Raw genomic sequence first — 18842 nt, forward strand, 5'->3', positions numbered from 1 at the left:
AAAACCCCCACCTTCAGGTGGCAGCTTCAGCGGAACTTAGGTTAAGCTGGGAGCATGGAAACATATAATCATGGCTCACATGCTGTATTTTCAATACATTTGCGCTTGGCGTGGATCACAATTGAAGAACAAGACAGCACTTCTGACAACAATTTTAAGATTGACGGTGAGGTATAAGAGAGTCGGCGAAGCTGACCCCGCCAGCTTTAGCTGTCAATCGAAGCCACTGGCTTTAAGCCGGTGGAGTATTCACTTCCATAGGACAACAATAACAGAAGGTTATTAATTAAGCAGGCAGTGTTAACAGGCCCTACCTACGTATGTCCATCGGACTTATGTACGTAAGTCTGTCAGACCTATATACGTAAGTCCAGCAGACATACGTAGGTAAGTTTTGCGGACTTATATGCGTTCGAGTCTGCTGTTTTTTCTCTTGACAGGCCGGGCCTCGCTCCGTATGCTGCGAAACAGATTTTTTTATCTGCTGTCATCAGCATCTTAAATCCCATCGGAGGACATTATGGCAACGATCCAGTACCGGCTTGAGCCGAACCCGCTGACCACGCCCGCATCCTCCCCAGCCGCGTCTTCACATCAACCAGCTCCTTGAGCGGCACCGCGACTGGTTGAAGGGATTCCGCCTCATCTTCAACCGTTTCGACAAACTTGACCACATGTTTATGGGGTTCGTCGTTCTTGCTTTGATCGTGACAGCACTCAAACAGTGTTAACAGGCCCTAGCAGACTCTAACACCTATGTTTACCCTGCCGGAGCAAAAATCAAACACAGCTGTTTTTTCCTGCGCTAGCTCTCAAGCGAAAGGAATTCCCGCAAAGTTGCGCCCTGCTCTGCACTACGCATCAGGCTTTCCCCAATGAGGGCTGCCTTGACCCCAGCTGCTTTGAGGCGCAGCAAATCAGCCTTACTGGTAATGCCCGATTCGCTCACCACAGGTATCTCAGTTGGAATGAGCTGCTTCAGGCGAAAGGTGGTTGCCAAATCAAGGCTGAAATCCTTTAGATTACGATTGTTAATCCCCACCAGGTTTGCTCCGGCAGCCAGAGTGTGCTCAAGTTCTGCCTCATCATGCACCTCGATCAGCACATCAAGGCCGTGCTCCTCTGCCTGGAGCCTGAATTCCTGCATCTGGCTTGTGGTCAGCAACGCAGCGATGAGCAGGATTGCATCCGCACCATAGATGGCGGCCTCCTCAATCTGGATCGGATCAAGAATGAAGTCTTTGCGCAAGACAGGCAAGGCAACCGTGTTCCGCACTAAGGGGATATAGTGCAGAGCACCTTGAAAAAAGTCCACATCCGTCAATACGGACAGGGCATGAGCACCACCCTCCTGGTAATTACGCGCAATTTGGCAGGGATCAAAGTTCGCGCAGAGCAAACCTTTTGAGGGCGAGGCCTTCTTGGCTTCCGCGATGATCGCCACGCCTTCTGCCTGGAGCAAAGCCTGCCTGAAACCACGCGGCGGCGGCACAAGGAGGTCTGGATGACGAATGCCCTGTTGCTTCAGGGCAGCTATTTCTTCCCGCTTACGCGCGGCGATAGTGTCAAGAATCATGATGTTGGGCTTTTTTGCTCATTTTTCATCAAAACAAAGGGCAGACGCAGCATACCATGCGCCATCTTTGACGGCAATCAGAAGACGCAGCCCTGCTCGGCTCAATTTTGCTTCAGCTTCAGCGCAAAGAAAAGAGAGAGCACCTCTTGCTTGAGGTGCGGCGGATGTAATCACGTGCTCTTTGGTATCTTGCACAGTTTGCGGAAGTTCTCTGTAACTCTACCAGGGAAGAGGATTACTCGTTGACCAAGGAGTTTAGCTCGGCCAGAAAGGAGTTGTACTCAGTAAAAGAGGAGTTTTGCTTGGCCAAACTGCTTTCCTGTTAAGCCACAAAGGAGTTTGGCTCAGCCGTAAAGGAATCTTGCCGACTTGCAAAGGAGTTGGAGTCGGCCAAACTCCTTTTCTGCCGAGTAAGATTCCTTTCCAAGTCGGCAGAACTCCTCTTTTGCCGAGCCAAACTCCTTTGCCAGCTACCTTGCTCGCAGCCAGGAAGGATGATGCTTTGGGCTAATCAAGATGCTGCTGAAGCCAAGGGCGTAAGGCTGCTTCGATGCGGGCATGAGTGTTACTGGTGGGATGTCCGTCGCCCTTAATGATAAGTTCGGCTACCTTTTTCTCCTTAAAAGCCTGATGCATCATTGGTAAGAGCGAAAAGAAGGGTAACTTTTTTTCTTTTGCCCATCTGGAAGCATGATGATCAACACTGTTGGCATAATTAAGGGCAGAGAGACCGCTCTTTGGTTGCACAGAGTGTACACTTAGATGAGTTATGAGCAGTTTTACCTTGCGTTGTTGTAAATATGTCGCAAAGTAATTCAGATATTCTTGACTCATCTGCCAATATCTGTCAACTAAGGCCGAAGGAAGCGCAAATGGCCCTTTACCGACAGCGGCTTGAAATTCATTCGTCTGCTTGAGGGCTTTCTGATGATCGGCAATCAGCTGTTCCAAAGGGGAACGCAGGAGATTGCGCCGTAAACGAGTCAAACCCGCATAGAAATACGAAAGAGGTCTTCTGCTTTCAGCTGTAGGATAGAGAATTCGATCTGCATCATCAAGAGATGGAAAATGAAAATAGGCTAATTCCCTCTCACGATCTTCCCATAAATCATTTTCGTAAAGCATGAGAAGCACAGCATCGGGTTCTAAAGCGGCATAGCGTTCTGCATTGGCTGCATAGTAAACAGGACTTGCTCCTTGTACGCCTGCATTGACAACCTCCCAGTCAGCACGGCCAAGATGCGCACCTAAGAGATGGGTAAATGTGTTGCTGAATTCGCTACCATGCCCTTCAACAATCGAATCCCCTACAACGAGAAGTCGTTTAACTGTTACTGGCTTGGGAAGGATGATTTCTGGGCCGCGAAATCCTCGGGAATTGATAACATACTGCACACGATAAGCTGATCGAGCCTGGATGTACGCTGCTTTTGGAATATGAAAATAAAAATACGGCTTTGTTTGAACGATATAGGGGTTGAATTGATACGGATCAATCGTCCGTGGCAGCGGAGGAGGAGGAATGAAGCGCGGAGTTACCAGGAAACGCATCACAATCTCCCCGGAAACGAGGAAGAATAGGAAGGGAATTATAACGGCTCCGGCAGAAAAGATCAGTTTTTCATGCCAGCACTTCCTGTTGCTCATCTTGGGCGAATCAGTTGGGTTGATTGAAGCCGTTAGCAAGGCAACCAGAAAAGGAGAGCGGAACGCATCTGCTCTCCTTTTGCCTATCTGTCATGTCAGTCATTTACGCCGCCATCGCCTCAAAGGCCACCTGCACCCGTTCTGACTCGGCAGTCTTGAAGTTCAGCTTCTCGAAGCCGATGACCCGTCCTTCCCGATCTTTCATCAGGATCACTTCATCGCCCGTTTCTTCAGCAATGTATTCTTTCTGCGGGTCATCAAGCCAAACGGTCAGCGTGTTGCCGATCTTGTCAAAGTACACTTTCACTTGGGCCATATCTTTACTCCTTCCTTGATTGCATCGGTCGGATACGTGGTGATGAGAAAGCCTTCCTCGTCAAGCTGTCTGGCTACGGCACAGACCCAGCGTCTTGCCTGCTTGGATTTATAAAACAGATACACATCGGAGTCGCTGCGGCTAACGCGAACCTCATCCGGGGATTCAAGCGTCTCTTGGACATCCTGCTCGCAGCCCGCCATTACCGGGTGCTTGATGCTGACGATATACTCCCAATACGAGCGCGTGACTCGAACGGAGAAATTCAGCGGCGTGAGAACCTGAAACAGCAGTTCATCTGACATGGAAGACAGTTTCTTTATGAATGAAACAGCATAGTGCGCAAGAATCAGTATATCAGCAGCTCCTTCTCCTCGCAAGCAGGCAGGTTCGGAAATAGCAAAAGGGAGGGCAGATTTCCTGCCCTCCCCCTTGTTCATCACTGCACAGTTGCAGTGAACGCCTACTTCACTTCCTCAAAATCCGCATCCACCACATCGTCATCATCCTTGCCCTTCTTGCCGCCAGCCGCACCTGCGTCAGCACCGGGCGCACCGCCCTGAGAAGCCTGCGCGTACATCAGCTCGGCCAGCTTGTGGGAAGCCTGGGTCAGCGACTCCGTGGCAGCCTTGATCGCCTCCGCGTCCTCGCTCTCCATCGCCTTCTTCACCTTGCTGATCTCGTTTTCCACATTGCCCTTGGTCGAGGCATCCACCTTGTCGCCCAAATCCTTCAGGCTCTTTTCGGCCATGTGGACCATCGAATCCGCATGATTGCGGGCCTCGATCACGGCCTTGCGCTTCTTGTCCTCGTCCGCGTGCAGCTCCGCGTCCTTCTTCATCTTCTCAATCTCCGCCTCGGTCAGGCCGGAAGAGGCGGTGATGCGAATAGACTGCTCCTTGTTCGTACCCAAGTCTTTGGCGGACACATGCAGAATGCCGTTCGCATCAAGGTCAAAGGTGACTTCGATCTGCGGCACACCGCGCGGCGCAGGCGGAATGTCATTCAGCTCAAAACGACCAATGGTCTTGTTGTTGGCAGCCATCTCCCGCTCGCCCTGAAGCACGTGGATGGACACGGCAGGCTGGCTGTCAGCGGCAGTGGACAAGACCTGGCTCTTCTTGGTCGGGACGGTGGTGTTCTTCTCGATCAGCTTGGTCATCACGCCGCCAAGGGTCTCGATGCCCAAGGACAGCGGGGTGACATCGAGCAGCAGCACGTCCTTCACATCGCCCTTGAGCACGCCGCCCTGAATCGCCGCGCCGACCGCAACCACCTCGTCCGGGTTCACGCCCTTGTGCGGCTCTTTGCCAAAGATCGCCTTCACCTTCTCCTGCACTTTCGGCATCCGGGTCATGCCGCCGACCAGAATCACTTCGTCAATCTTGGACGGATCGAGTCCGGCATCCTTGAGCGCGGTGCGGCAAGGGCCTTCGCAACGGTCGATCAGATCAGCGACCAAGGCTTCCAGCTTTGCGCGGGACATCTTGATGTTGAGATGCTTGGGGCCGGTTGCATCAGCAGTGATGAAGGGTAGGTTGATGTCGGTCTCCAAAGAGGAGGACAGCTCTTTCTTGGCCTTTTCCGCCTCTTCCTTCAGCCGCTGCAAGGCCATCTTGTCCGTGCGCAGGTCAATGCCGTTGTCGCGCTTGAACTCGTCAGCCAGCCAGTTGACAATACGCATGTCAAAGTCTTCACCGCCAAGGAAGGTGTCGCCGTTGGTGGATTTGACCTCGAACACGCCGTCGCCGATCTCCAGAATGGACACGTCAAAAGTGCCGCCGCCGAGGTCGAAGACTGCTACTGTCTCTTCGCCCTTTTTGTCCAAGCCATAAGCGAGGGCGGCGGCGGTCGGCTCGTTGATAATCCGCTGCACGTTGAGGCCAGCAATCTTGCCTGCGTCCTTGGTCGCTTGGCGCTGGGCATCGTTGAAGTAGGCTGGCACGGTTACGACCGCTTCGGTCACAGGCTCGCCCAGATATTCCTCAGCAGTCTTCTTCATCTTGCCAAGAATCATCGCGGAAATCTCAGCCGCCGAGTAGTTCTTGCCTTCGACATTGACCATCGCGTCGCCGTTCGGGCCTTCAACAATGGCGAAGGGACTGAGCTGGATGGACTTCTTCACCTCAGGATCAGAGAACTTGCGCCCGATCAGGCGCTTGATCGCAAACAAGGTGCGGGTGGGGTTGGTGACGGCCTGACGCTTGGCGATCTGGCCGACCAGCCGCTCGCCGCTGTCGGGAAAAGCGACGATGGACGGGGTGGTGCGGTTACCTTCGCTGTTCTCGATCACCTTGGGGTCGCCGCCTTCCATGATCGCCACGCAGGAGTTGGTGGTTCCGAGGTCAATGCCGATGATTTTAGCCATGATATATCTCCTTCAATATGTTGTCGTCTGAACGGTTCAAAGCTGCCTGCCGCTCTCTACAATGTGCATGAAAATACCGCTGTCAAGGGGACTTGTTCAGCGGCAGCAAGAATTCTGGGCAGGCTATTCTGCTTTCGCCGGGCCGCTGGACACCACCACCTGCGCATGGCGCAGCACCTTGTCCTTGAAGGCGTAACCCTTGGCAAACTCCTTCACCACGTGGTTGGCCGGGAGTTCCTCGCTGGCTTCCATGGTCAAGGCATCCATCTGATCGGGATTAAACGGCTGGCCGACCGAAGACACCGGGGTTACACCGCAGCGTTCCAGCATGGTGTCGAGGCCCTTCTTAGTCAGCTCCACGCCTGCCAAGAGCGCGGCCAGCTTCTGCTCCGCATCGCCGCCCTCAACCTTGCCCTGCTCAATGGCCCGCTCTAAATTATCCGCTGTGTTAAGCAGTTCACGCAGGATGTTCTCGCCCGCATACTTGAGCAGCTTCTCCTTGTCGCGTTCCATCCGCTTGCGCGAGTTCTCGGCCTCAGCAGCAAAGCGCGTCACCTGATCGAGCTTGGCGCGGGTGTCTTCCAGCTCCTTGGTTAGGGCAGCAAGATCCGGCCCCTGCGCCTCTTCAGCAGCAGCCTCTTCCACAAGTTCAGCTGACTCGGCAGGAGCAGCTGCCGCTGCTTTGGCCTCCTGCACCTGCTCGCTAGCAGGCTGGGCCTGACTTTCCTCAGTCATCTTATTTTCGTTTTTTTTCTCTTCAGCCACGTATGTTCTCCCTCTCTTGAGCGATGTTCGTCATTGATGCAGCAAATCTGCGGCAACGGTAAGCACAGGGGAGGGGTGTGTCAAGGGAAGAACCTGCCAGCGAGAGATTACGGTTTTCAAGAGGAGCGGAAAAACCGATTGGCCAGCCAATCAATTTTTCCTTTTCTGATAGACGGACACTGCCCGATTATGCTCCTCTAAGGTGCGGGAGAATTGGTGGCTGCCATCGTTCTTAGAAACAAAGTACAGATAAGGCACTTCCGCCGGATGCAGCACTGCCTCTAAAGCTGCTTTGCCGGGATTGCAGATTGGCCCGATAGGCAGGCCGCTGATCACATAGGTATTGTAGGGAGTTTCGGCTAATAGGTCAGCCTTAGTCAGATTACCGTTGAAATCCTTGATGCCATAGATGGTGGTTGGATCAGATTGTAGGCGCATTCCAATGCGAAGGCGGTTATAAAACACCCCGGCAATGGTCTTGCGCTCGCTGGCTGCGCCGGTCTCTTTTTCGACTATGGAGGCCAGGATAAGCAGCTGCTGGGGACTATATTTTGCCTCTTGTGCGCTGAGTTCGGTTGGGTTCAACTCTTTCCAGACCGCGAAAAAACGCCGGACCATGCTGGTAATCAGGATTTGCTCGTCTGTTTCGCCGCGCACCAGGCTGTAGGTTTCCGGGAAAAGATAGCCTTCGAGCGAGTCTGCTCGCACGCCCAGTTTGTTCAGGAACTTTTTGTCCTGGCAAAGCTGAAGAAACACGGCCCGATCCGCCCAACCCTGCTTGGCAAAGATGTCGGCAACCTGGGCCATCGTCAGCCCTTCAGGAATTGTCACCCGATACTGAACCGGTTTGGCGGTGTGCAGAAAGCGGATCACCTGGAGCGGGGTTAGGCCGAGCGGGACGTGAAATTCACCTGCCCGCAACTTGGGCGGATTATCCCGTTCGATCTCCCGCAGCAGCCGCACTAAGGCCAAAAAGCGGAGGTCATCTTTGATCACCCCTTTTTCACCGAGCAGGGCCATGATTTGGCGGCTGCCTGCGCCTTTGGGCAGCACAACAAGCACCTCGCCGTGGCCGGGCAGGGGCTTGAAGACGTAATACGCCAACCAACCTGCGGCGAGCAAGCTGCTGCTCAGAAATAGTACGAAAAGGATGCGGAGAAGCGAACGCATGAAGAGAACTCTGGCCTAAGTTGCAGTCAATAAACAGGGTTACGGTTTATAGTACAGCAAGCGGTCAGCCAGTTGAAGCGAAAAACGAATCTTCCGTAGTTGTTGGAAGAGCTTGGCAAGGAAGTAAGGCAGGAGTACAGCTCGTTTACAGAGGAGTTTTGCTTGGTAAGAAAGGAGTTGTACTCGGCAGAAGAGGAGTTTGGCCAAGCCGAACTCCTTTCCTAGTAAGCAACAAAGGAGTTTTGCCGACTCAAACTCCTTTCTGAGTCGGCAAAACTCCTCTGCGGCTTGGCCAAACTGCTTTGGTAGTCGGCCAGACTCCTTTTCTGCCGAGCAAGATTCCTTTGCAAGTCGGCAAAACTCCTTTGCGGCCAAGCAGCAAAGAAGTCTTGCCGACTTCAACTCCTTGGCCAGCGAGTAAGAAAGGAGTCTGGAACGTACCCTTTCTTGTTGACCGATCTTTTACCGATGTTGCTCCCGCTCTCTGCGGAATTTTCTCGCATTATCCACCCGGTCAGCCCGGAAGGTCGGCTTTTCCTGCACCACTTTGACATCTACTGGCTTGCCATTCACTTTGACTTGCTGAAAAGCGTGGAGTATTTGCGGGATAAAACGGCTTTCTCCCTCCAGCATGGCGGTGTTGCGCAGGATTTCGATCTTGCCAACTTTAATCCGCCCGCCGCCAGGTACCTCGTTAATGGTGCTGATCAGGTTTTCCGGCAGAATACCGTTGCGGCGACCGACGTTCAAGTGAAATTGGGCGAATTCTTTGCCGATAGACTCGCTGCGCGGGTTGGGCTTTCGCTCTTCGCCTCGGTTGCTCCGCACACCAAGGCTGGGATGACTGCTGCTGAGTCGCCGCTCAGAAGGTTTGGGGTTGATGTCAGGCGCATTCCGGTAGTATTCCATGAATCTACCGAATTCGAGCGCGATGATTTTCTTGATCAACTGCTCTTTATCCAGATGCTCAAGCTGGCCAGCGATTTCGCTGTAAAGTGGCTCGATCTGCTCCTGATCCACGGCTGCGCTGCTCAGGCGCTCAATCAGACTGAAAAGCTGTTTACGGCAGATTTCCTGGCCATTGGGAATCGTGCATTGCCGGAACTGTCGCTTGAGGCGGCTTTCAATCTGCTTGATCTTATACATATCCCGCGCATCAACCAGAGCCACGGAGATGCCAGTCCGGCCAGCGCGTCCGGTACGTCCGCTCCGGTGGGTGTAACCGGCAGTATCGTCCGGCAAACTGTAGTTGATCACGTGGGTCAGATCGCTGACGTCCAAACCACGGGCTGCAACATCTGTGGCAACCAGGAGCTGGAGATTCCTGCTGTGGAATTTCTTCATCACCAGGTCGCGCTGGGATTGCGTCAGGTCGCCATGTAACGAATCAGCCTTGTAACCATCCTGAATCAGTTTGTCGGCAATCTCCTGGGTGTCCATGCGGGTCCGGCAGAAGACGATAGCGTAGATTTCAGGGCAGCTATCCAAGATTCTCTTCAGAGCTGCATAGCGGTCTCTGGGGTTAATCACATAGTATTCGTGACTGACGTTTTCCGAACCGGCATTGCGCGCCCCGACGGTGATCTCCACCGGGTTGCTCATATACTTGCTGGCAATGTCCGCAACTTCCCGCGACATTGTTGCGGAAAAAAGCAGGGTGTTTTTCTCGGCTGGGGTCTCACTCAGAATTGCGTTCAGCTCTTCCTGGAAGCCCATGTTCAGCATCTCGTCAGCCTCATCCAGCACAACAAAGCGAACCGCCGTGATGTCAGCCATTTTCCGCCGGAGCATGTCGCGCAGTCGCCCTGGGGTCGCGACAATGATCTGCGCACCTCGGCGGAGTTCCCGCATCTGCTGCTCAATGCTCGCGCCACCGTAAATCGCGACAATATTAATCCCCGGAATATGCCGGGCAAAGGATGCCAAATCTCTGGACACCTGCATACACAGCTCTCTGGTCGGACAAAGCACCAACCCCTGCGTCTGCCTGCTCTTCGGATCGATGAGCTGTACCAGCGGGAGGCCGAAGGCTGCGGTCTTGCCGGTTCCGGTCTGGGCCAGACTGACTATGTCCGCATGGTTTTTCAAAATTAACGGAATAGCCTGCGCCTGGATGGGGGTAGGCTCGGTGAAGCCCAGATCAGAAAGCGCGGAGATGATTTCGCTGCTGATGCCGAGATCTGCAAATGTGCTCATAAGGGGTGTTCCTGTTTCAACTGAAGGCAATTAATAGAAAAAAAGCAGCCATGCTGCGAGGCTTGCTGTAATGCGCGGGTTGTGCGGAAAGGGTGACAGGATGGACTATGGATGAAGATTTGCTAAGATACCCTGTATCGAGTCAGAAAACAAACTTTTTTTCTTTTGCACGGATTTTTTTCACTCAAGGAAGAGGATACCATCGAGGTAAACGAGACCGCTCATCAATTTTCCTTGGCCACAAAGGAGTTTGGCCGAGCAACTTATCTTGCTCTGTTACGCCTAAAATTGATACAAGTTAACGTAAAGAATGATCCCCAGGAAAACTGCGAGTACCAAACAGCTGATCAGCAAACTGCCTCCTCGCAGTACGGTATTCCAGCCAGGATGATTGATTCCTACACTTTGCAAGAGCGACCAAAAGCCGTGGCTGATGTGCAAAACCAGAGCCATAATGCCGACGGCATAGAGTGGGGCCAACAGAGGATTGGTCAATACCCTGCTTACTCTCTCTGCCACGGGAATGGCCTGATCGGTAAAACGCACTGTGGCCAGATGCAGCAGAAGAAAAGCGAGATTGAGCAGTCCGGTGTAGGGCATCGTGCGCACAGCCCAAGTTTGCGCAAGGGCGGACTTGCTGCCTGCATATCTGCCAGATTTCGCTTGGCGGTTACGGAGAAATAAACTGATCCCGGTGACGATGTGCAGGAGAAAGACCGCCAGTAAGAAAAGTCCGGCAGTTGGTAGAAGAGGCCCAAGTGAACGCAGGTGTTCGGCATAGGCAGTGAATACTTCTCGACCTTGAAAAATCAAGCTATTGCCTGCGGCGTGAAAGACAAGGAAGCTGCCTAGGAGCAGGCCAGTCAGGGCCATGATGTATTTTCTGCCGAGCGAGGAAGTGCAGATCTGAACAAAGAGAGACATACCTTGGCGAATGGCGGTTGAAGATAAAGGCGCAGCGAAAAACAGCCTTCCCATTTTAACCGGGAAACAGATATGCTGCAATTACCGCCTTTGTTTAGCCAGCCGTAGCTTTTTTATCTTGCCAGATTGCTGAAGAGTCTATATACAATGAATATCCAACATCGTCTGTTTGCCGGAAAACTTGAGTCGAACAAGAGAGGAAAGCCGAAATGAGACTGAATGCACTGCTGCACGCTGCAATGCTGTTGATTTTATCGGCAGGGGCTGGCCAAGCTGCAAGCACTATCACCACGCTGGGACGGCATCCTTTTCATCAACCGCCCTTGCAGTCTGCGGATGATCTCAAGGCAATGATGCGAGAGCATCAGGATGAGATCAAAGAGGGGCTTGATAAGACAGGAAGCAAGAGTGCGCAGCTGTATAATCTCCTGGAAAAGCAGTTTCCCTTGGCCGAAATCAAGGAAATGCAGTACAAGCCGGGTGCTACCTTCCTCTGGATGTTCTTCAAGCGCAATGGTAAGGGTAATGTGAAGGTGGTCCGTGATCTTACCTGGGGTGGCAAAGAACCATTTGATGGCTACGAATTTCTCCTCACCGATAAGGAAAAATGCCAGAGCTATACAGTTACCGTGCCCAAGATATGCGGCAACGTAGCCTTACTGAAAACAGAGCAGCTCAAAGATTGTTCCAGCGGAGTCTGCGCTGATTGCCCGAAAGAATGCCCAGCAGAGTGTAGGTTAGATCCTCATGATTCGGAGAAGTGTCCGGTGGAATGTAAAAACTGCCGGGTGGAATGTTTGCCAGAGTTCACCTGTTATGATTTCCCTTTGGATTGCCCAGCAGTATGTCTCGATGATTTGGAAAAGTGCCCGGCAGAATGTAAAGGTGTGCCTGAAGCGTGCATTACTGCCTGCCCGGACAGCGACTGTCCGCCAGTCACCTGCGCAGACTGCCCGCCTGACTGTGCTCTTCATCCTGATTACTGTCCCGACGAGTGCAAGCTGCTTGACTGCCCAGTCTCTCCTGTTGTCAAAGAGCCGGTAAAAGAGCCATCCTTACCAGTACACTTTGTCGCTGATCTCGGCTACTTTAAGCAGACGGATCCAGCCGATTACGTCTTTGGCCGAATTGGTGTGGAGTACAGTCCCTTTGCCTCAGACAGTGACTTTGAGAATATCTCCTTCCTCGGCATGATCGGTGTTGCGCCGCAAGTCAAAGGCGATGACGGCGACGACGTTCTGCTGTTGGATATGTTTGCCAACTACAACTGGACAGCAGGGGATATGAAGGGTTGGATCGGTTTAGGAGTAGGCGGTTGGATTACCTCTGGCGATGTGGATGATGACTCAGGAGATACAGATATCGATATCATGGCCAATGTCGGTGCCCGGGTATATGGCGACCCTTCAGCCTTTAATGTCTCTGCCTTCTTGGAGATACGGAGTGCGGTTGACGAGTTCGATGGTCTTGCTGAGTACGGACGTTTTGGCGTAGGGCTGCGTTGCCGGTTTTAAGCAAAGGGCGGCCTGCGCTTTCTGGTAACATCCTGCTGTTTTTTCTTGCCGCTGTTCGGTATGGCGAAGCAAAATAGCCTGCTTTTTTGCCTTGCCAGATTGCGGCAGAAATTATATAACAAACCAATAATAGCTGACCGCTCATTTCGCTTGATTTTTTTCGGAGATGCCCGGAAATCAGGCGGCAGGGATGGAAAAATTAACAGAAACGGAGAGTTGGAAGATGAAGACAAAGATGTTGCTACAGACTGCGGCACTGTTGCTGCTGTCCGCAGGTGTTGTTCATGCTGGAGGAAAGTTCGGCAAAAAGCATTGGACCTGCGATGATTGCTCGCCAGAGTGCCTGCAAAATCCCTATGCGAAAGGCTGCCCTGATATCTGTAAATCTCCTGAATGTCAGACCTCCTGCGAAAAATGCCCGGCAACCTGCAAGCAGCATCCTGGCGCACCAGGCTGCCCGGAGATCTGCAAAGACGTGCAATGCCAATCCTGTAGTGACTGCACTCCTGAATGCAAAAAGACTCCTGCTGATCCAACATGCCCGGATATCTGTAAGGACATTAAGTGCTTCTCCTGTGACGATTGCTCAGTGGACTGCATCATTAACCCGCAGGGCAAAGACTGCCCAGCAGTGTGCGCAGATCTCAATTGCAATGTCTGCGATAAGTTCCCCAAAGACTGCCCAGCAACCTGCAAGGACAACCCGAACGATCCTGACAAATGCCGTCCTGAGTGCAAGGATGTTCCTGAAAAATGCCTGATGGCACCAGTTGATCCTACGCAACAAGACCCTACCCAACAAGAGCCTCCTTCTGAAGCAGGCCCCCTGCGCTTTGTTGGCGATCTTGGCTACTTTAAGCAGACTGATCCCGCTGATTACGTCTTTGGCCGGATTGGTGTGGAGTACAGCCCCTTTGCCCCTGGCAGCCGCTTTGAAAACGTTTCCTTCCTGGGTATGATCGGTGTTGCCCCGCAAGTCAAAGGCGATGACGGCGATGACGCTCTGCTGTTGGATGTATTTGCCAACTACAACTGGACAGCAGGCGATGTCAATGGCTGGGTCGGTTTAGGTGTAGGCGGCTGGATTACCTCTGGCGATGTGGATGACGATTCAGGGGATACTGACATTGATGTTATGGTCAATGCAGGTGCTCGGATCTATGGCGATCCATCAGCCTTCAACGTTTCTGCTTTCTTGGAGATCCGCAGCGCAGTTGATGAGTTCGATGGTCTTGCTGAGTACGGACGCTTCGGTGGTGGTCTGCGCTTCAAGTTCTAAATAGCAGCGGACAGACGACGATCTGCCTGCGGGCAGACCTGATCAGATCAAGGCACGGGGTGAGAATCCTGTGCCTTTTTGCTTGCCCAACGATTCTATGGGATCAAAAAAGCAAAGGGCAGGCATTATGCCTACCCTTTTGCTGTCTGTGCGGGACTAACGGTAAGAAGCTACTTACTTCTTTTCCTCAGCCGCCAAAGACAGAATCCAGGTGGCAATCGCCTTGGCATCAGCCTCGCTCACATTGGCCATCGGAGCCATCATCTTGCCGGGACCTGTTGCATCCTTGCTGCCCTTTTGGATCACGGTCACAATTTTTTGCTCGCCCTCTTTGTCAGCTGCAAACTTCTTGCTGATATCCTTCATGCTGGGTCCCATGCCTGCTTTGTCCAGCTGATGGCAGACCATGCAGTTCTTCTTTGCCAATTCCTCGCTGGCAAATGCAGAGCCAGAAACCAACAGACAGGCAACGGCACAACCAAGTAATGCGTACTTCATGTTGTTTCTCCTTTGTGAGTTAAGTGGAATACTGCGTGTAAGTAAGATACGGCAAAGCTCACTCTCCTGCTATCCTAAGCCTACAACTGCGCTGATCGCGCAGGAGATAAATCCATCGTGAATGGAGCATAACATATATATCCGCACGCAGGATGTCAAGAAAAAAGATCAATACAGAACCGACCAACATTACAGCAAGAATTCGGCTCTCAGTCGGTTAAGCAGGGACAGCCGCAGCCTTATCCCTGCCTGCGCAAGACCGCCGAATCAATACCGGTAGTAATCCGGCTTGTATGGCCCATCAACATTTACGCCAATATAGGTTGCTTGCTCTTTGCTCAGAGTGGTCAACCGGGCATTGATCTTCTGGAGATGGAGCCTGGCCACCATCTCGTCGAGCTTCTTCGGCAGGAAATAAACCTGCTTCTCGTAGAGATTGGAGTTGTTCCACAGCTCCATCTGCGCCAGAACTTGGTTGGTAAAGGAGTTACTCATCACAAAGCTCGGATGCCCTGTGGCACAGCCGAGGTTCACCAGTCTGCCCTCAGCCAGGACAATGATGCGCTTGCCATTCGGAAAGATCACATGATCGACCTGGGGTTTAATGTTCTCCCAAGGCAGCTCACGGATACTGGCGATATCTATTTCCGAGTCAAAATGACCGATGTTGCAAACGATGGCCTGGTCTTTCATCACGTCCATGTGCAATCTGGTGATGACGCGCACATTGCCTGTACAGGTTACAAAGATGTCGCCAATGGGTGCAGCTTCCTCCATAGTCATTACCCGGTAGCCTTCCATGGCCGCTTGCAGGGCGCAGATCGGGTCGATCTCCGTTACACAGACCACTGCACCCATGCTGCGCAGTGCCTGGGCACAGCCTTTGCCCACATCCCCATAACCAGCGACCACCGCCACTTTCCCGGCAATCATCACATCCGTGGCTCGCTTGATGCCATCAATCAACGACTCTCGACACCCATAGAGATTATCGAACTTCGACTTTGTCACCGAGTCATTGACATTGATCGCCGGAGCCAGCAGCTTGCCTGCCTTGGCCATTTCATTCAGCCGATGCACACCTGTGGTGGTTTCCTCGGAGATGCCGCGAATCTCCTGCATCAGCTCTGGGTACTTCTCGTGCATGATCTGGGTAAGGTCGCCACCATCATCGAGGATCATGTTTGGCTTCCAACCATTCGGCCCAAAGATCGTCTGCTCGATGCACCACCAGAACTCCTCCTCAGTTTCTCCCTTCCAAGCGAAAGTCGGGATGCCAGCCTTCGCCATAGCTGCTGCCGCATGGTCTTGGGTAGAGAAAATATTGCAGGACGACCAGCGCAGCTCCGCACCCAGCTCAACCAGGGTCTCCATCAGCACAGCAGTCTGGATTGTCATGTGGAGGCAGCCCGCTATGCGCGCACCTTTGAGGGGCTTATCATGGCCGTACTCCGTGCGCAACGTCATCAGGCCCGGCATCTCAGTTTCAGCAATCGCGACTTCCTTGCGGCCCCATTCAGCCAAACTCATATCTGCTACTTTATAATCATTCATCGGGTTGCTCCTATCGTTGGTTATTGATTGCAAGATTTCAGGCAAGGCTCATTGAGCTTCCTGAGTATTACCATACTTACTGCGCAAAAAGCACGTATATTACCATGCCAAGCCAGGGTTCACAGCATATCTCGCAACCTCAAATCGCTTTCAGGATAACCAAGAAGGCCTTCAGCTTACCCGCGTATGCTTCCTGAGCTGGCTGAGGAGTCTCCTGCTAACTCAAGACAAACTCGTCAGCTGCCGCCATTGCTGCCAGGACAACCGGGAATCCTACGAATTTTCAGCAGTGGTCATGCAGAACAACCAAGTTGGTCTGCATTCAGAAGCACTTTTGCATCTTCCGAAGTAGCATTCACTCGTTTGAAAGCTGGCAACAGACGTGTGGATACTCTATTCAGACATATAAACAGAGCATTTACTCGTTTGTTTGGAGCATTCAGATGTATGAAATGAGCTTTTGCATGTTCAAAAGCAGCATTCACTCGTTTGAAAGATGGCAACGGACGTGTGAACAGAGCTTTTGGATGTCCAGAAACAGTGCTCACTCGTTTGTTAAGAGGATTTGGATATCTAAAAGCTCTATTTAGACATATAAATGGAGTGTTCATACGTTTGAATGCAGCATTTACTCGTCTGTTTGCTCATAACAAACGAGTGAATACTCCAAGCACTCGTTGAAAAACTGTTTGCACACGAGCAAAAACCGGGCCGAAACCTGCTAAACCACCTTCCCTTGCTGCCCTGCCAGCTTTTCCTTCAGCGTGGCGTGGTTTTTCTGAACAAGATCAATATTTGGATGGCCGCCGGGGAATTTATTGTTCATGATGGCAATGATTCATTCCGTAGGGGCAAGCCCCTGTGCTTGCCCTAAGACATTCCGGGCAGGCACAGGGGCCTGCCCCTACACCCCCGCCATCTTCTCCTTCATCTCATCGCAGTCCTTCTGGCAGCCGATGATGCGCGAATGCCCGGCAGGGAATTTTACCTGCATGATGGCCAAGGCGCGTTGGTGCAGCAGCTCGTCTTTCTCGTGCATCACAGCCTGCGGGCCGTTCCTTGCGCATATTCCTTCCTCGCTTTCCCCTCAGCTTGCTGAAATAGCTCCAAATCACTTTTTGAACAGCTCGGAATGTGAACCTGTCCGCTCCAAAAACAGATCATCGCCAACATATCGGTAGATCAGAATCCAGTCCGGTTCAATATGGCAATCACGGTGTCCTTTCCACTTGCCTGTCAGCTGATGATCCCGATACTTGGGAGGCGGAGCTTCCCCCTGCAACAGCATTTCGACAACCTCTCTGAGTTTGACAATATCTCTGTTCTGTTTCTGAGCCTTTTTGTAATCCCGTTTGAACTGCCCGGTGTAATGCAGATTCAATTGTCCAGCTCCTGGAACAGCTCGTCAACAGAGGCAGCCTGCCGGACATCCTTTCCCTGTTCGGCAGCGGCCAAAGTTTTTGCCGTTACCTTGTTGGGGATTTTGACCTCAAAGGGAATTTTTTGCTGCTGTGCAATTTGGGACAGATAGAGCGAGATTGCCTCGGCCATAGACATGTTCAGCCTCCTGAGCACTTTCCTGGCATTCTGCTTGATCTCCGGGTCAACGCGGGTATGAACGGCTGCTGTCTTCAACATAATATACTCCTGATGGGTTGGTTGTGCTTGAACAGGGTGTTCACAAGCAGTCTATCTCTTTCTTTGCAGCGAGACAAGCAGGCGGACGAACGGATGCACCCTGTAAGGGCGTTTCGCGAAACGCCCCTACAACCCCGCCATCTTCTCCTTCATCTCATCGTAGTCCTTCTGGCAGCCGCTGATGCGCGAATGCCCGGCAGGAAGTTTTGCCTGCAAGATGGACAGGGCGCGTTGGAACAGTGGCTCCGCTTCCTCGTATCGTCCTTGATCGCGGTAGAGATTGGCTAAGGTACGTAAGGTGGTTGTCACATGCGAATGCTCTTTGCCTAGAGCTTGCTCAAAAATCTCCAGTGAGCGCTTGCACAGCGGCTCGGCTTCGGCATATCTTCCTTGGTAGCGGTAGAGATTGGCCAGAGTGCGCAGAATAGCGGCCACATGCAAATATTCTATGCCAGTAGCTTGCTCCCAAATCTCCAGTGAACGCTTATACAGCGGCTCGGCGGCATTGTATCTGCCCTGATACTCATAACACCACGCCAGTTCATGCGCTGCGCGAGCAAAATCAAGTCCGTCTTTGTCCTCCTCTTCCCTTATTCGCAGCAGCCGTTCCAGCCATTCCTGCGCCTGTGCATGGTTGAATAGCGTCCTAGCCATCTGTCCTGCCGCCAGCAAATAGTCCGGGTTGTCCCTCTCCAGCAGCACGGCTACCCGGTATAGCTCCATCGCCTCGGCATAGTTCACTTCGCTTTCGGCCAGCTTCCCTTCGTGGTGCGCCGCCAAGGCCGCCGCTTTGCCCGCCTGCTTGCGCACCTCGGCAAAGGTCTCTTTCGCCGCCTTGGTGTCGCCCTGCCGCAGACTGACCTGCGCCTTTTCGATCCGCGCATCCGGCATCTGGCATTTCATCTGGTCAAGAGCCTCGTCCGCAGCCTTGCGGCGCAGCTGCTCCTCCTTCCAGCTCTCCCGGATGTCGGTCAAATGCTCCTGCACCCCCTGCAACTGCGCTTCAAGAAGCTGCCGCTGCTTGTCGTCGGCCATTGAACCGGAGGCTTGCAGATCAAGAATCTGCTGGCGCAGGGTTTTCAGCTCCTCCTCATACTGACGCATCCCGTCGGGCTTGTCCGCTGGCTTCCAGTTCTTGACTTTATCGGCGATAAAAAACAAGAAAGCAAGCATCGCAGGAATCCAAACAGCCTTGTCATCCTTGCCCAAGAAGATCACAGCGGCCATGACGAAGAGGATAAGGAAGAAAATTAGATGCGGCAGCCGTCCTTTGCGCTCGCCGCATTTGAGCAGCAGGGCAAAAACAAGCAGGCTGTAGCAAATCAACAGCAGCGGCTGCTGATATTGGGTTATCCAGACGCTCGCATTCTTCATGAGGCATTCCTCCAGGTGTGTTC

19 protein-coding genes are annotated in these 18842 nt (G+C 52.6%); 2 read left to right on the forward strand and 17 right to left on the reverse strand.

All coding sequences use genetic code 11. The features are described 5' to 3' along the window. Positions 1–518: 518 nt before the first annotated feature. The 11 genes from ACNKIB_RS02665 to ACNKIB_RS02715 form a co-directional block, all read right to left on the reverse strand. A complete protein-coding gene (locus tag ACNKIB_RS02665) occupies positions 519–674 on the reverse strand; it encodes a hypothetical protein (RefSeq protein ID WP_417908995.1) in 156 nt (51 codons plus the stop codon). A 131-nt stretch (positions 675–805) separates the two neighbouring features. Continuing rightward, positions 806–1576 carry an indole-3-glycerol phosphate synthase TrpC gene (gene trpC / locus ACNKIB_RS02670; RefSeq protein ID WP_417908996.1) on the reverse strand — a complete coding sequence of 257 codons (771 nt, stop codon included), beginning with the start codon at positions 1574–1576 and terminating at the stop codon, positions 806–808. 507 nt (positions 1577–2083) lie between these two features. Next, positions 2084–3127: an SGNH/GDSL hydrolase family protein gene (locus ACNKIB_RS02675; protein ID WP_417908997.1), complete on the reverse strand. Its 1044-nt coding sequence runs from the start codon at positions 3125–3127 to the stop codon at positions 2084–2086. Between the two features lie 199 nt (positions 3128–3326). Continuing rightward, on the reverse strand, positions 3327–3539 hold the full coding sequence (locus ACNKIB_RS02680; protein WP_417908998.1) for a DUF2283 domain-containing protein: 213 nt from the start codon (positions 3537–3539) through the stop codon (positions 3327–3329). Continuing rightward, entirely contained in the window at positions 3527–3844 is a 318-nt protein-coding gene (locus ACNKIB_RS02685; protein ID WP_417908999.1) for a DUF4258 domain-containing protein, read from the reverse strand. The genes ACNKIB_RS02680 and ACNKIB_RS02685 overlap by 13 nt, the downstream gene beginning before the upstream one ends. Positions 3845–4002: 158 nt before the next feature. After that, on the reverse strand, positions 4003–5907 hold the full coding sequence (gene dnaK / locus ACNKIB_RS02690; protein WP_417909000.1) for a molecular chaperone DnaK: 1905 nt from the start codon (positions 5905–5907) through the stop codon (positions 4003–4005). A gap of 123 nt (positions 5908–6030) precedes the next feature. Then, on the reverse strand, positions 6031–6672 hold the full coding sequence (locus ACNKIB_RS02695; RefSeq protein WP_417909001.1) for a nucleotide exchange factor GrpE: 642 nt from the start codon (positions 6670–6672) through the stop codon (positions 6031–6033). A 150-nt stretch (positions 6673–6822) separates the two neighbouring features. After that, positions 6823–7842 (reverse strand): endolytic transglycosylase MltG, encoded by a 1020-nt coding sequence (mltG, locus tag ACNKIB_RS02700; protein ID WP_417909002.1) that lies wholly within the window; start codon positions 7840–7842, stop codon positions 6823–6825. A 39-nt stretch (positions 7843–7881) separates the two neighbouring features. Then, positions 7882–8244 carry a hypothetical protein gene (locus tag ACNKIB_RS02705; RefSeq protein WP_417909003.1) on the reverse strand — a complete coding sequence of 121 codons (363 nt, stop codon included), beginning with the start codon at positions 8242–8244 and terminating at the stop codon, positions 7882–7884. Between the two features lie 60 nt (positions 8245–8304). Then, positions 8305–10038: a DEAD/DEAH box helicase gene (locus tag ACNKIB_RS02710; protein ID WP_417909004.1), complete on the reverse strand. Its 1734-nt coding sequence runs from the start codon at positions 10036–10038 to the stop codon at positions 8305–8307. A gap of 282 nt (positions 10039–10320) precedes the next feature. Next, the gene (locus ACNKIB_RS02715) at positions 10321–11016 is read right to left on the reverse strand and encodes a succinate dehydrogenase cytochrome b subunit (RefSeq protein WP_417909005.1); all 696 of its coding nucleotides are present in this window, start codon (positions 11014–11016) and stop codon (positions 10321–10323) included. Between the two features lie 155 nt (positions 11017–11171). On the opposite strand from ACNKIB_RS02715, the gene ACNKIB_RS02720 reads away from it, so the two are divergent. Further along, complete coding sequence (locus ACNKIB_RS02720; RefSeq protein WP_417909006.1) at positions 11172–12476, forward strand: hypothetical protein; 1305 nt, start codon at positions 11172–11174, stop codon at positions 12474–12476. Between the two features lie 223 nt (positions 12477–12699). Then, on the forward strand, positions 12700–13755 hold the full coding sequence (locus ACNKIB_RS02725) for a hypothetical protein (RefSeq protein WP_417909007.1): 1056 nt from the start codon (positions 12700–12702) through the stop codon (positions 13753–13755). A gap of 174 nt (positions 13756–13929) precedes the next feature. On the opposite strand, the gene ACNKIB_RS02730 is transcribed toward ACNKIB_RS02725, so the two are convergent. The 6 genes from ACNKIB_RS02730 to ACNKIB_RS02755 form a co-directional block, all read right to left on the reverse strand. Continuing rightward, entirely contained in the window at positions 13930–14253 is a 324-nt protein-coding gene (locus ACNKIB_RS02730) for a c-type cytochrome (protein WP_417909008.1), read from the reverse strand. Between the two features lie 267 nt (positions 14254–14520). Further along, positions 14521–15807 carry an adenosylhomocysteinase gene (gene ahcY, locus ACNKIB_RS02735; protein ID WP_417909009.1) on the reverse strand — a complete coding sequence of 429 codons (1287 nt, stop codon included), beginning with the start codon at positions 15805–15807 and terminating at the stop codon, positions 14521–14523. A gap of 904 nt (positions 15808–16711) precedes the next feature. Continuing rightward, positions 16712–16846, reverse strand: a complete 135-nt coding sequence (locus ACNKIB_RS02740; RefSeq protein ID WP_417909010.1) for a hypothetical protein — start codon at positions 16844–16846, stop codon at positions 16712–16714. Between the two features lie 72 nt (positions 16847–16918). Next, complete coding sequence (locus ACNKIB_RS02745; protein WP_417909011.1) at positions 16919–17188, reverse strand: type II toxin-antitoxin system YafQ family toxin; 270 nt, start codon at positions 17186–17188, stop codon at positions 16919–16921. Then, positions 17185–17445 carry a type II toxin-antitoxin system RelB/DinJ family antitoxin gene (locus tag ACNKIB_RS02750; RefSeq protein ID WP_417909012.1) on the reverse strand — a complete coding sequence of 87 codons (261 nt, stop codon included), beginning with the start codon at positions 17443–17445 and terminating at the stop codon, positions 17185–17187. The genes ACNKIB_RS02745 and ACNKIB_RS02750 overlap by 4 nt, the downstream gene beginning before the upstream one ends. A gap of 126 nt (positions 17446–17571) precedes the next feature. Next, entirely contained in the window at positions 17572–18819 is a 1248-nt protein-coding gene (locus ACNKIB_RS02755; protein ID WP_417909013.1) for a tetratricopeptide repeat protein, read from the reverse strand. Positions 18820–18842 lie beyond the last annotated feature (23 nt).

It is taken from the genome of Candidatus Electronema sp. PJ, assembly GCF_048287395.1.
In the GTDB taxonomy this organism is placed as follows: domain Bacteria; phylum Desulfobacterota; class Desulfobulbia; order Desulfobulbales; family Desulfobulbaceae; genus Electronema.